The organism is Paraglaciecola sp. IT1134 (genome assembly GCF_058068185.1).
Genome location: NZ_CM176486.1, coordinates 5,281,186 through 5,295,496 on the forward strand (window position 1 = coordinate 5,281,186; position 14,311 = coordinate 5,295,496).

Annotated in this window: 10 protein-coding genes and 1 pseudogene; 6 read left to right on the forward strand and 5 right to left on the reverse strand. The window is 47.7% G+C overall.

Annotation, left to right across the window (positions count from 1 at the left end; genetic code table 11):
- Positions 1 to 123: 123 nt before the first annotated feature.
- Together AC3RV5_RS23150 and AC3RV5_RS23155 are read left to right on the forward strand one after the other, a co-directional pair.
- Entirely contained in the window at positions 124 to 2,586 is a 2,463-nt protein-coding gene (locus AC3RV5_RS23150) for a M1 family metallopeptidase (RefSeq protein ID WP_489729916.1), read from the forward strand.
- Positions 2,586 to 3,098, forward strand: a complete 513-nt coding sequence (locus AC3RV5_RS23155; protein ID WP_489729917.1) for a DUF6702 family protein — start codon at positions 2,586 to 2,588, stop codon at positions 3,096 to 3,098. Before AC3RV5_RS23150 ends, AC3RV5_RS23155 begins: the two co-directional genes overlap by 1 nt.
- 77 nt (positions 3,099 to 3,175) lie before the next feature.
- On the opposite strand, the pseudogene AC3RV5_RS23160 reads toward AC3RV5_RS23155, so the two are convergent.
- Positions 3,176 to 3,503: pseudogene (locus tag AC3RV5_RS23160) on the reverse strand (hypothetical protein).
- A gap of 289 nt (positions 3,504 to 3,792) precedes the next feature.
- Between AC3RV5_RS23160 and AC3RV5_RS23165 the strand changes: the two are divergent.
- Both AC3RV5_RS23165 and AC3RV5_RS23170 read left to right on the forward strand, forming a co-directional pair.
- The gene (locus tag AC3RV5_RS23165) at positions 3,793 to 3,915 is read left to right on the forward strand and encodes a DUF3149 domain-containing protein (protein WP_489729918.1); all 123 of its coding nucleotides are present in this window, start codon (positions 3,793 to 3,795) and stop codon (positions 3,913 to 3,915) included.
- 299 nt (positions 3,916 to 4,214) lie between these two features.
- A complete protein-coding gene (locus AC3RV5_RS23170; protein WP_489729919.1) occupies positions 4,215 to 5,381 on the forward strand; it encodes an AI-2E family transporter in 1,167 nt (388 codons plus the stop codon).
- Positions 5,382 to 5,583: 202 nt separating this feature from the next.
- Here AC3RV5_RS23170 and AC3RV5_RS23175 read toward each other — a convergent pair whose 3' ends face one another.
- Positions 5,584 to 5,748, reverse strand: coding sequence for a hypothetical protein (locus tag AC3RV5_RS23175; protein WP_489729920.1), 165 nt, complete (start codon positions 5,746 to 5,748; stop codon positions 5,584 to 5,586).
- A 648-nt stretch (positions 5,749 to 6,396) separates the two neighbouring features.
- Here AC3RV5_RS23175 and AC3RV5_RS23180 point away from each other — a divergent pair.
- The gene (locus AC3RV5_RS23180; RefSeq protein WP_489729921.1) at positions 6,397 to 7,074 is read left to right on the forward strand and encodes a spermine/spermidine synthase domain-containing protein; all 678 of its coding nucleotides are present in this window, start codon (positions 6,397 to 6,399) and stop codon (positions 7,072 to 7,074) included.
- Between the two features lie 152 nt (positions 7,075 to 7,226).
- Here the strand turns inward: AC3RV5_RS23180 and AC3RV5_RS23185 are convergent, their stop codons facing one another.
- Genes AC3RV5_RS23185 through AC3RV5_RS23195 form a run of 3 tightly spaced genes read right to left on the reverse strand, consistent with a single transcriptional unit; the run spans position 7,227 to position 13,111 of the window.
- Complete coding sequence (locus AC3RV5_RS23185; RefSeq protein ID WP_489729922.1) at positions 7,227 to 8,648, reverse strand: efflux transporter outer membrane subunit; 1,422 nt, start codon at positions 8,646 to 8,648, stop codon at positions 7,227 to 7,229.
- The gene (locus AC3RV5_RS23190; RefSeq protein ID WP_489729923.1) at positions 8,632 to 11,814 is read right to left on the reverse strand and encodes an efflux RND transporter permease subunit; all 3,183 of its coding nucleotides are present in this window, start codon (positions 11,812 to 11,814) and stop codon (positions 8,632 to 8,634) included. Before AC3RV5_RS23190 ends, AC3RV5_RS23185 begins: the two co-directional genes overlap by 17 nt.
- Before the next feature lies 1 nt (position 11,815).
- Positions 11,816 to 13,111, reverse strand: coding sequence for an efflux RND transporter periplasmic adaptor subunit (locus AC3RV5_RS23195; RefSeq protein WP_489729924.1), 1,296 nt, complete (start codon positions 13,109 to 13,111; stop codon positions 11,816 to 11,818).
- 150 nt (positions 13,112 to 13,261) lie between these two features.
- Between AC3RV5_RS23195 and AC3RV5_RS23200 the strand changes: the two genes are divergently transcribed.
- Complete coding sequence (locus AC3RV5_RS23200; protein WP_489729925.1) at positions 13,262 to 14,266, forward strand: LysR family transcriptional regulator; 1,005 nt, start codon at positions 13,262 to 13,264, stop codon at positions 14,264 to 14,266.
- The last annotated feature ends 45 nt before the right edge of the window (positions 14,267 to 14,311 follow it).

Genomic DNA, 14,311 nt, shown 5'->3' on the forward strand with positions numbered 1-14,311 from the left:
AACCAGTCCGTCACTTATCACAGCCAAGCAGAGATCTCCCTGGAAATTTGTAATATTATGCGGCGCTTTGTTGAAAAAATATAATAAATCCAAGCAGTCTGAAAAATTACCTCAGGGATAACCATGCTAAAAAGAATCATTGCGACCAGTCTATTGTCGATAGCCACTTTGGCTTTAGCCCAAGGGGCTATTAACCAAACCAAGGGCGATTATGAAGATAAATTTCGTCAGTTGGATGAATCCTTACCCACACCAAACGTATACCGTAATGCCGCTGGGGAGCCAGGCCACCAATACTGGCAACAAAAAGTTAATTACCAAATTAAGGCCCACCTGGACGAACAAAATCATCGCCTTGAAGCCAGTGAGACTATTAACTATAAAAATAACTCTCCAGATACCCTTAAATATTTATGGTTACAACTAGACCAGAATAAATTCAGGAGTGACTCTTTATCCGCCATGAGCACCAGTTTTGGTGGCATAGGCGCACGTGGCCCTGCTACTAAATCGGCATCAAGTGACAAACCGGCCCAACTGAGCCTGGATGCCCTACGTCGTGAGCAATTTGTGGCAGATCATGAGTTAGGTTATCAAATTGGTCAAATACATGATGCATCGGGGCAAACATTGCATCATGTGATCGTAGGCACCAATATGCGTATTGATTTGGCCCAGCCCTTACGGCCAGGTGAAAGTGTCGATTTTTCCATTGATTATGGGTACAACATAGTAGAAGAAGACGCGGTATCTGCCCGTTCTGGCTATGAACACTTTGCCGATGACAAACGTGAAGGCGGTAATGATATATTTCTGCTGGCTCAGTGGTTTCCTCGTTTGCATGCCTATACGGATTATGAAGCATGGACCAATAAAGAATTTATCGGGCGCGGCGAGTTTACCCTGGAATTTGGTGACTACGATGTGCAAATGACCGTACCGGGGGATCACATTGTGAGCTCTACCGGTGTGTTACAAAATCCTGAGCAGGTTCTTACCTCCACCCAGCGTCAGCGCCTTAAAGATGCAGAGAATGCCGATCATCCTGTATTTATTGTTACTGCTGAAGAAGCCCTGGAAAACGAAAAGGCCGCTACAGATAACGAAAAAACCTGGAAATTTAGCGCCAAAAACGTACGTGATTTTGCCTGGGCTTCGTCGCGCAAATTTATGTGGGATGCCAAAGGTCATACACAAAAAAATGCCAAACAAGGCTTGGTTATGGCCATGTCCTTCTATCCGAAAGAAGGGGGCGAGTTATGGGAAAAATATTCCACTGAAGCTGTTATTCAAACCTTGGATGTATATTCACGCTTCGCGTTTGCCTACCCATACCCCACGGCGCAATCTGTTAATGGCCCGGTGGGCGGAATGGAATACCCGATGATTTCTTTCAACGGTCCCCGTACCGAATTACAGGATGATGGCAGTCGCACTTATTCCCAAGCAGAAAAACGTTTCCTGATCGGCGTGGTTATTCATGAAGTGGGCCACAACTATTTCCCTATGATAGTTAACTCGGACGAACGTCAATGGTCGTGGATGGATGAAGGTTTAAATAGTTTTCTGGACGGCGTAGCCGGACGTGAATGGGATCCCACAATTCCTTGGGGGGTTGAGCCCCGTGACGTAGTGGGTTACATGAAGTCCCAATCCCAGGTGCCGGTAATGACCCAATCCGACAGTGTCTTACACTTAGGTCCTAATGCTTATACCAAACCCGCTGTAGCCCTCAATATTTTGCGCGAAACCATATTAGGCCGGGAATTATTCGACTTTGCATTTAAAGAATATGCCCAGCGCTGGATGTTTAAACGCCCCACACCATCGGATTTTTTCCGCACCATGGAAGAAGCCAGTGGAGTCGATTTAGACTGGTTCTGGCGAGGCTGGTTCTACAGTACAGATCACGTGGATATCTCGTTAGATAAAATCTCCAAGCTACGCATGGATACCAAGGATCCGGATATCGATTTTGACCGTCAGCGTCAGGAAGAGCTAGACAAACCCCAGTCCTTAACCGATGAACGTAATAAAGCCGACGGCAAGCAGTTATGGGTTGAGCGCTTCCCGGACGTAAAGGATTTTTACGATGAAAACGATCGTTTCACGGTAACCAACAAAGAGCGTAATAAATACCAAAAATTTCTCAAGGAACTCAAACCCTGGGAACGAGCAACCTTAGAACGGGCAATAAAAGAAGACAAAAACTATTATGTATTGGAATTTTCGAACAAGGGCGGTTTGGTTATGCCGATTATTCTTGAGCTCACCTTTGCCGATGGCAGCATAGAGCAGCAATATATCCCCGCGGAAATTTGGCGTCGTACACCCAAGGCCGTCAACAAATTGATCATCACCGACAAAGATCAGGAATTGGTCAGTGTTGCTGTTGATCCCCGCTGGGAAACCGCCGATGTGGATGTTAGCAACAACGATTACCCCCGTAAAATCATTGAGTCACGTATCGAGGCCTATAAAACCAAAAAAAGCACCAAAAAAGTATCCCGCGATATCATGCAAGATATCAAAACCGAGCTTAAAACCGATGACGATGATAACGACGACGATAAAAACGACGACTAATGAAAACGCTTAAACTCTTACAGGTATTGGCCGCCCTACTGTTGTTTATCGCAGTGGCACCGGCTTTTGCCCACCAGCAAAAGACCGCCATCAGCACTATCTTGTTTAATCCGCGCACGCAAAATATCGAAGTCATGCACCGCTTTAACGTGCATGATGCGGAACACGCGGTGAGGCATATTTTTGGCAAAAAAGCCGACATCATAGCGTCCAGCAACACTCAGCAGGCGTTTAGCGACTACGTGGCCCAGCGCTTCAGCATGGCCACAGAAAACGGAGAAGTCATTGATTTAAAATCCGCAGGTTACGAAATTGATGGGCAGTTTTTTTGGGTCTACCTGGAAACCCGGCAACCGGCCAAACTAGATAACTTGGTGATCAGCCACAACGCCTTGCGTGATCTATGGCCCAGTCAAATCAATACCATCAATATTGAAGGCAAGGGCGACTTACAAACCCTCACGTTTAGAGATTCAGTGGAGTTGTTGAAGGTCGAATTCGACCATCAGTGAGTCATGCCGACTGATAAAAAGTCCGAGGCGCAATCCCCGGGCTTTTTTATTGGGCCCCTAGTATAGTCATCTGCAGCTCACAGGGTAATAGTCATAAACAGACTATTCGGGTCTTGTGTATAATCTGCAAATGGCTGACAGTAACTGAACCCGTATTTGGCGTATAGATTACGCGCAGGAGCAAAATACGCCATGCAGCCCGTCCAGGCACAACAAAGCGCCGCAGCCGGCCAGATTAGAACCATCCCCAACCGTCCAAAATTGCATATTCGACTACCCTAAGGCGACTAAGTCCAGGGCATGTTTACTCTCAGGCGGTGAGGTAGCGCGCATTTCCACTAGATGTTGTTGCAGCAATTGGGCAATTTGTGGCCCTTGCAAATCATATATTTTAATTTCGAACATCGACTAATTCCATTTTTGATAACTTTGTACAGAGATAACTTTTTGCTTGCGTATGTAATTATATCTTCAGGTCTGTACAGTTAATTGCAATATAACCGCTAGTTTCACAAGGTATAAAGCTTATCTTGTCCCATGACGTCATTCAAATATAGGCAGCCAAATGCACATATCCCCGCTCTATTATTGTCTGGAACTTTATTCCTAGCAATTTATTGATCCGGATCAGTTAACCCGAACGGCATGGGAGTATAATCAACCATATTAAGCATTCTTGAAGGGAAGTTGACTGATGTTAGAGCTAATTTTACACGATCCGGTCGCTTGGGGGTCCATCCTCGGTATTGGCATTATGTTAGTGATGGGGGCTTTTTACCTATATTTATTTATCCACAATACCAAGCGAAATCTTTGATAAGATTGCTTCATCGAAAAATCATCATTGTCGGTAGTGATATTTGGTTCTGGCGAGTAAGTCACACCAGATCGAAACCTACAGCATTTATAGCGGTATTAACGGCTGCATGTAAGTCTACCAACAATTCCCTACGAATAATTTTCCCGGCCTGATTCTGCCATCTACATCTATCCAGCTAGCCACTTTTCTAGCATTTTTTTGCATAGTGATGCATATTGCCTTAGTTTGTAATTCAGTGGTGTAATACCCACAAATTCAACCGTCAGGCAATTAAATCACCAGGGAATAACAGTTAGATGAGCGATATATTAGACACTAGGGAAAATGAAGAACCACAACCCTCTCTTAACGTGAAATTGGATAATTTCAGCACGTTGCGCTGGTTATTGGCGTTTGCGGCCCTGTATACCCTGTATTTTGCCCAAACCTTGTTGGTTCCTTTGGTTGTGACGTCGCTGATTGCATTGCTGTTAAGTCCGCTGGTGGCGCTGTTTAAACGGGCTCATATTCCACGGGCCATATCGGCCCTGTTGCTGCTAACGGCGCTATTAACCCCATTTACTTTTGTCGCCGTTGAGCTGGCAGAGCCGGCCCAAAAATGGGCGCAAATGTTGCCCAAGTTATCAGAGCACATTACCCAGCAAATCGATTCCATCAGTGAGGCCATCGAGGGGGAAGAAGCCGTAGCCCAAAGAAAAGCCAAACAAGAAAAATCAGGTTTTAGTTTTTTTGGCCTTTTTAAGAATGACGAACCACAGGAGCCAGTAGCCCAGACCACAGAGCAGCAGAATGTCGTAACAGAGAGGATTAAACAAGGTGGCATAGAGATCCTGATTTCCGCTTTGGAAGCCACTCCTTTAGCCTTGGCACAGCTCATGACGGGCATTATCATGATCCTGTTTCTATTAATTTTTGGCCCTTCCCTGTTTGCTGCCTTTGTCAACGGGCTGCCCAAAGTAAAAGACAAAAAACGGGTGCTGGAACTGGTCAATACCATTCAAAAAGAACTGTCACGCTATATAGTCACAGTGAGTATTATCAATTTCGCCCTCGGAGCAGCCACCGCGATTACCCTGCATCTAATGGGCATGGAGGACGCCTTGTTATGGGGAGTGCTGGCAGGGCTGCTAAATTTTATCCCCTATGTGGGATCTATGATAGGGGTAGCCATATTATGTATGGCAGGTTTAGTGGAATATGGCATTGAAGTTTCGGCGTTAATACCACCCTTAGCTTACTTGGTGCTCAACCTGATCGAATCACAATTTATCACCCCCACAGTATTGGGGCATCATATGCGACTTAACCCCTTAATTGTGATGTTATGGCTGTTAATTCTTGGCTGGCTATGGGGAGCCATAGGTGTATTACTTGCTGTCCCCCTCCTAGTTTGCATCAAACTGACCTTGTCTCAGCTTAAAGTCTGGCTCGATTGGCTTAGGATCATTGAAACCCAAGGCTAACGGCCCAAGCTACTGGTAATCCCTATAATTTCAGCCGTCACATAACTGGACTCCTGTGATGTCAGGTGCACTTATACAGGTCCGAGCTCCACAGGCTGACTAGTCCTTCCCAAAGGTACATTTTCGCCAGGCTTTTGGTAACGCTGGTAATGGCGCCTTTAGTAGAGGCGTAATCCAACGGCCCTGGGCATGGCTTATAGAACTAGATGGACGTCGTGTTAATCATGCTGGCCCCTGGCGGCATATGTGGTACGGCAGCTTTTGTACCTTTTAATCTACTACTGCCAACATAGCTATCTTCGCCATGATCCGCCTTGGGTTTAAGTAATAAATCTAAACCGGGTTCAGGTTGACGGTCATTTCTCACAGGTTATGACATCGAGTATTGGGAACGGAGGTCTTGCATTGAAAATTGATTGGCGAGCGTCATTTATGTCTCCTTAGTATGGAGGATATAAAAAAACGAATGTCATCAGGAACGCAAAATTCATACCTTGCTTAGCGGGAGACGAGACAAAAATAGATTTTATTAAGCAACTATACACTTACGCAAAAGGTGCCAGACACAATTTATGATCTGAAAAGAGTGATTGGGACTACGTAATTTTGTGTAAAAAACAGCCATAATCCAGAAATGATTACATAAATGGGAGTGCAATAAGTGCCCTCGGATTAGTCACGACAGGGCTTGGGGTTATTATGGTGTAAAAAAGTCTGCAACAACCGTTACCTAATAACGTTGTTATTATTGCGCTAGGTAGGTTGGCACAGACAATACTTCCTAGGATAAATAATTTAAGCGCATTAAAACACCTAGGAATGACCATCAACACCAGTTTGAACAAGGCGTCTTGTAGTCACATTTTTGCCGTCGTTATTTGAGTATGCATTGATCTCTATCAGACCCATTCAAAATTGATTGCAATGCGAAGAAAAGCCCACGACAAGGGGATTCATGTGCCAATTATGCTAAAATGCGCCCTCTTTAAAACACATTGAGTTATTAGGCCCTATTATGATCCCCTGGACCCAGCGAGGCACTGCACAAATCCCTAACAATGGCGGTGAGTTAAAATTTTCCCAGCGCGGTGATGAATTCTCTATTAGGCTATCGGGCATACGTGGCGAATTGATGAATAGCCGGGTGTATAATTCAGAACAAGTACTGGCCCAACTGGGCTGTCATCACCTGACATCAACGGACAATGCCCGGGTATTAGTGGGCGGCCTAGGTATGGGTTATACGTTAGGCGCCGCACTCAAAGCGGTAACCCGCACCTCACAGGTCACAGTTGCAGAATTGATCCCCGAAGTAATTGATTGGAATAAAGGCCCTTTAGGTAAATGTGCCGGCAACCCATTACAAGATGCACGCACGACAGTTCACCTTGGCGATGTGGCAGAATTATTAAGCAGCAAAAAACCCTTGTTTGATGCCATATTGCTCGATGTGGATAATGGCCCGGAAGGCCTGACCCACTCAGATAATAACTGGATTTATTCGTTGTCCGGACTAGAAGACATTTATCAAACCCTGCGCCCCAAGGGCACCCTGGCCATATGGTCCGCAGGACCGGATTATTTATTTACCGTACGTCTAAAAAAAGCCGGGTATAAAGTTGATACCCGCATCGTACGTGCCCGTCCGGGCAAGGGCAGTAAACATACGATTTTTTTGGCCAAAAAACCTTAGCCACAATTTATCTACCCAAACCAATGGATTTGGCATAGTTAAGATTAACGAACACCAATAAAAAGGCTAAACAGCATTGCCGTTTAGCCTTTTCGTCTCGCCCTAGAAGAGCCCACATCACTAGGGTTATTTAATTTGCCACCCGCTGAGTATTATTCTGCCAGTGTTACCCTGACAGCCAACAAATTCTGATCCGTTAAGCCGCCACCAAAACTGCGATAGACTTCGATAATATTGGCAAATACCTGGGCTTTGGCCTGAGCAAGATTATCCTTGGCGCTGAGCAACGTTCGTTCAACGTCCAGCAAAGCCAACAGATCAATACTACCGGCATCATATTGCAACTGAGCCAATTCCAGGGAGTGCTGGCTGGCTGCAACCTGCGCAGTTAATAAGTGCGCCTGCAGTTGGGTCTGGGCATATTGATCCACAGAACTCTGGGCCTCTGCCAAAACCCCTAATAAGGCCCGCCTGAATTGTCCATAAGCGGCACGTTCATTAGCACTGGCGATATCGATTTGCGCTTGTACCGAGCCCAGGTCAAAGGCTGGCCAACTGATGCTCGGGGCGATAGACCAAGCTTTGGTCTGTACGCCAAAATTCAGGCTATTCGCAGATAAAAAACCGACAAAACCGGATACTGAAATATCAGGGTAAAGCCGGGCCGTTTGCACGCCAATTTGTGCGCTGGCGGCAGCCAGGGTCCGTTCTGCGGCTTTAAGATCGGCCCGGCGCCTCAGCAACTGGTTGGGATCACCAATAGCAACGGGATGGGCCAGCTCGGGGATCCCCCTGTGTAAATCAAGCTGCAGTTCGTTTGGTGCCAGTCCGATTAGGGCGGCCAGACTATGCTGGGTTGTCAGTAGCTCTCCTTGCAAGGCTGGAATGCTAGCTGCTACGCCTTTTAATTGCGCCTCGATACGCAGCACATCCAACTGTGAAGCATAACCGGCTTCTTCCCGGGAGTGGATCACCCCCTGGGTGCGCTCCAGGCTGCTAATGGTAAGCCGGGCCACGGCAATACGCGCCTCTAAACCAGTGAGGCGAGCATAGCTGGTGGCAACTTGGGCGACAATGCTGACCTGCACATCTTGCCAGGCATAATAACGGGACTCGGCATCCGCCAGTGCCGCTTGGGAGGCTCGTTGTAATTTGCCAAACAGATCCACGTCCCAGCCTAGACTCGCTCCGCCCCGGTAACTGCGGCTAGCAACGCGTTGATGGTCAGTGGTGCCTAATACAATTTGATCCTGGGCGCTGTAATCCAATCCCAAGGATCCTTTAGGTAAACTGTCATTATCCGTATTAGAGAATAACGCGTAGGCCGCAGCAGCATTGGCTTTGGCAATATCTACACTGGGGTTATTTTGTAGAGCCTGTTCAACCAGGCGATTTAACTGCGCATCGCCAAAACCCTGCCACCAGCTTACTTCACGCTCTGTTAGATTGATCTCGCTGGAAGATAGGGTAAGCTTTGGCTCAAAGGTCGGAGCGGTATAATCTGGGCCAACGGCGGCGCAAGCCGCCAACCACAAAGCCGCACTGATAACACTGATTTTATGCCAGCTTTGCATCAAGTCTCTCCTTATTGTCTAGGGCTAGAGCCGCCCGTTTGTTGGCACCACGTCGCCTAACCAGGTAATAAAACAAGGGTGTGAGCAATAAACCAAAAATGGTGACCCCTAACATGCCGGAAAATACTGCAACCCCCATGGCCTGGCGCATTTCGGCTCCGGCGCCTGTGGCCAATACCATTGGCAGCACCCCCATAATAAACGCTAACGATGTCATCAAAATCGGGCGTAAACGCAAACGAGTCGCTTCGCTTAATGCTTCCATCAGGGGTAGGCCTTGCTCTTCTTTTTCCTTGGCAAATTCCACTATCAAGATGGCATTTTTGGTCGCCAAACCCACCAGCACAATCAAGCCAATCTGGGTAAAGATGTTGTTATCTCCCCCGGATAAGATCACCCCGGTCATGGCGCACAGTAAGGTCATGGGTACAATGAGTATGATCGCCAGAGGCAGGCTCAAACTTTCATAGGTAGCCGCCAGTACCAGAAACACTAACAACACCACAAGCGGGAAGACCAACATGGCTGTATCTCCCGCCAGGATCTGCTGGTAGGTCAAGTCTGTCCACTCGTAACTCATACCGTTAGGCAAGGTTTCCGCCAAGATTTTTTCAATGGCGGCCTGGGCTTCACCGGAGCTAAAACCTGGGGCTGGACCGCCGTTTATTTCTGCCGTGGTATAACCGTTGTAGTGCATGACCCGGTCGGGGCCAGCCACATACTCAACCTTCACAAAGGAGCTAAGAGGGATCATTGCACCACTGGCATTACGCACTTTTAGCTGACCAATTTGTTCTGGCTCCTGGCGAAATGAATCTTTCGCCTGCACGTTCACCTGGTAAGTCCGGCCAAATTGATTGAAATCGTTGACGTACAAGGAGCCTAAATACACCTGCATGGTTTCAAAAATATCGTTGATGGCCACGCCTTGGCTTTTGGCCTTATCCCGGTCGATGTCCACATTCATTTGCGGCACATTGATTTGATAACTGGAAAATACGCCGGCTAGCTCCGGGCTAGCCCAGGCCTTTTGCAAGACTTCCTGGGTGACCCGGTTCAATTCCGTATAACCTAGGCTGGCTTTGTCCTGTATTTGCAGCCGAAAGCCACCTATAGTGCCCAGCCCCTGTACTGGAGGCGGGGGGAAGATAGCGATAAAGGCGTCTTGAATAGCGCCAAATTGCTGGCCCAACTGGCCGGCGATCGCATTGGCCGACATATTTTCTGCGCTGCGCTGTGCAAAGGGTTTTAAGGTGACAAATACGATACCGCTGCTGGGGCTATTGGTGAAACCATTGATATTTAGCCCAGGGAAAGCCACGGCATTGGCTACACCCGGATGTTCAAGGGCGATACGTGACATTTCGCGGATCACCGCTTCAGAGCGATCCAGTGAGGCGGCGTCCGGCAATTGGGCAAAAGACACCAAATATTGTTTGTCCTGTCCCGGCACGTAACCGGTGGGGGTACTGGTGAACTGGAAATAAGTCAAAGCCACTAAAGCTGCATACAATACCAACACTATACCGCCGGAGCGGATCACCTTTTTAACGGCCCCGGCGTAAGCATGTTCACCTTTGGCAAACACACGGTTAAAAGGGCTAAACAGCCAACGCCCGAAAATCTTGTCCATGAACCGGGTCAGACCGTCTTTAGGGGCTTTTGCATCTTTGAGTAACAGGGCGGCCAATGCTGGGCTGAGCGTCAGGGAGTTAATCGAAGAAATCACCGTGGAAATAGTAATTGTTAAGGCAAATTGCATATAAAATTGACCGGTCAAACCAGACATAAAAGCAGTTGGAATAAACACGGCACAGAGTACTAAGGTAGTGGCAACTATAGGCCCGGTGACTTCACGCATGGCTTTTTTAGTGGCCTCAATGGGGCTTAAGCCGTTGTGAATATTACGCTCCACGTTTTCTACCACCACTATGGCATCGTCCACCACTATGCCTATGGCCAGCACGAGACCGAACAATGACAAAGCGTTCAGCGAAAAGCCCAGTAAATGCATAACCGCAAAGGTGCCCACTAAAGAAACGGGCACGGCCACTAAAGGAATAATCGAGGCCCGCCAGGTTTGCAAAAACAGCACCACAACTATGACTACCAATAACATGGCTTCAAACAAGGTTGTAACCACGGCGTCGATAGAGCCACGTACAAATACTGTTGGGTCGTAGACAATCGAATAATCTATGCCCTCGGGAAAGGTCTCTTTGAGCTCAGCCATTTTGGCTCGCACATTGTCGGAAATCTGAATGGCATTGGAGCCCGGGCTTTGAAAAATCGGCAGGGCCACAGCAGGTTTATTATCTAACAATGATCGCAGAGCGTAAAAATCCGCCCCCAATTCCAGGGTCGCCACATCTTTTAAACGGGATATTTGCCCCTGCTCACCGACTTTGATAATAATATTTTCAAATTCTTGTTCGCTGGTTAACCTGCCTTTAACGTTGATCAACAACTGAAATTCGTTGTCACCTGTGGGCTGAGACCCGAGGCTACCGGCGGCAGCCTGTTGATTTTGCTCACGAATAGCCCCGACCACATCCATGGCACTAAGACCCAAAGCAGCGACTTTTTCAGGGTTAAGCCAGATACGCATGCTGTATTCACCGGCACCAAACAAACGCACATCTCCGACGCCATCCAGGCCTGCTAACTCGTCTTTCACATTTAGATGGGCATAATTGGATAAATACAGAGTATCGTACTGATCATTGGGGGAAGTAAGGTGCACCACCATGGTTAAATCCGGCGAGGATTTTTGGGTGACTACCCCCAGGCGCTGGACAATATCCGGTAGCCTAGGTTTCGCTCTGTCTACCCGGTTTTGCACCAGGGTTTGAGCTTTGTCTACATCGGACCCTATGGCAAAGGTAATCGTTAAGGTCATGCGCCCATCAGACGTGGCCTGGGACGACATATACAATAAATTTTCCGTGCCCTTGATGGCTTGTTCTAAAGGTGTCGCCACCGTCTCGGCAATGACTTTGGGATTAGCGCCGGGGTAAGTGGCGCTGACCACAACAGTGGGAGGCACCACATCCGGGTATTCGGTGATCGGCAACTGCCAAACTGCTAACGCTCCGGCAATAAAAATGATCAATGACAGAACGCCTGCAAATATCGGTCGGTGAATAAAAAATTGCGATAATTTCACCCTAGTTCCTACCCGTTTGTTTGGCCATAACTGACCTGTCTATATCTGCTTTGGCCTCGTTTTTAGCCAGCTGTTCTGCTGCCAGCCCAGCATCTAAGCTCTGCTGTTGTAATTGCAATTCATTGATGGTCCGCTTGTTTGCCATGTCCACCAGCTCCGGCTCAACCTGGCTGCCGGAACGTACCCGTTGCAAGCCGTTTACCACTATCTTGTCACCTTTGTTCAGACCTGATTTGATAATGCGCAACCCTTGCAATTTTTCACCTAACTCTATTTTTTGGTACTGCACCTGGTTTTCAGCATTGAGCACCAATACAAACTTGTTATTGAGATCCGTGCCTATGGCTTTGTCGTCAATTAACAGACCCTCATAACTGGCACTGCCAAGTAATTTAATGCGCGCAAATAATCCAGGGATCAAGTTGCCATCCTGGTTGTCGAATACCGCACGGCCGCGAATAGTACCGGTGTTCGGGTTTATCTTGTTATCAATAAAATCGATAACCCCGCTGTAGGGATAATCGCCGTCCGTAGCCAGCCCCATATATACCGGGTTGTTGTTGTCCCGTGAGCTCTGGCGACTGCCTTGTTTTGCCAGTTGAATGTATTTCAGGTAAGTTTGTTCGTCGGCGTCAAAATAAGCGTAGGCTTTTTGGGTGGAGACTATGGTGGTCAACACGCTTTGTCCGGCGGTAACGTAATTGCCTTTGGTGATCATGGCGTTTGAGATGCGTCCACCTATGGGCGCAGTGACATGGGTATAACCCAGATTCAGTTTGGCCAATTCAAGGGCGGCTTCCACCGATTGCACCTGTGCCTTAGTTTGCTGTTGACGGGCCAAACGGTTATCCAAAATCTCAGCGGATATGGCTTTTTTCCCCACCAGATCCTGGGCCCGGTTATATTCACGCTCCGCTAGCTCTGCCTGGCTTTGGGCATTGGCTAATTCGGCTTTAAGACGTTTGACTTGTGCTTTAAAGGGTCGATTATCGATGGCAAACAGTGATTGCCCTGGCTCAACGATGCTGCCTTCTTCAAAGGCCACAATATCGATATAACCTGATACCCGAGGCCGCAGTTCCACCGTTTGCGGCGCTTGAATGCGACCGGTAAATTCGTCCCATTCGGTCAAGCGCTCACTGATTACCTGGGCAACGGTGACATGGGGAAAGGGTTGGGCGATGGCAACTTCATCTGTTGCGCTCTGATCGGCTGCCCACAACGAATGCGTGCCAGCCAGCGTAAGGCCAATAGCCAAAGCGATAAATAGAGTTTTAAAAGTGATAGGTGTTTTCATAGTGTGTAGTTCCTCAACCAAATAGTGCTTGGTGGGAAGTATGAGAGCAGAACACTCATAAATATAATTTTGTTTTTATATGCAACACATAAGATTTTATGATGTATAATCTAAACGCTAATAAACCGGCCCATTACCAAAAGGTGTCAAATGCGTCCCCAAGAACTTAATTTACTGATGATATTTGACGCTATTATGACAGAGCGTTCGATTACCCGAGCAGCAGATAGGTTATCTATGACTCAACCTGCGGTGTCAAACGCGGTGAGCCGCATGCGCGTGGCCTGGAAAGACGAATTATTTGTCAAAGATGGGCGCAATATTCAGCCCACCTTGCACGCTCAAAACTTATGGGAGCAAGTGCATCAGCCCCTGAGTCACCTGACCGATGCCATCGATCCCAGTGCTTTTGATCCTGCTAGCGCCAAACGTACCTTTCGTATTGCGGTGTCAGACAACGTTGTGGATATTGCCTGGCTGGCGTTGCGTAAACTTATCGAACGCGAAGCGCCTGGTATCAACATACACGCCATCCCCTACACCATAGTTAACACAGAGCAAGTATTAAATGATGCTAAGGTCGACATGGTGGTAGGTGTGGGCTTCCCACTGTCACGTAATATCAGAACCGAACATCTGTATTCTCCCCAATATGTGTGTGTGATGCGCAACGGCCACCCACTGGCAAAACCAGATATGTCCCTGGCAGAATTTGCCGCGGCGGATCATCTGCTCGTTTCACTGTCAGGCGAAACCACAGGTTTCATTGACCAAATGTTATTACAACAAGGTTTATCCAGGCGGATAGCATTTACCGTTAATCATTTCTCTGCGGTCAGTCCGATCTTAAAAGACAGTGACCTGGTAGCCATTATGCCAACCGGTTCAGTTGAAAAAGCTCTGATGGATAACCAGCTAGCCGCAACTAAGCCGCCCGTGGATTTTCCGCCCAAACAACTGGCCATGTTATGGCATGAAAGGCAAGACAGAGACAGCGGTTTGCTGTGGTTGCGCAAACATTTAAAAGCCATAGTGATGGACGAAGTGACCCGACATACTAACGTGGTGATGAGTTGCTTATGTAAGGCAAGTCCGGCTCAGTGCCCTGAACTGGAAAAAAGCTTACTCCAGCAATCATTGAAATCAACGGGTTGATACCACAGGCACCAACCCAGCGAATGTTAGGGGCAGCAGTGCACA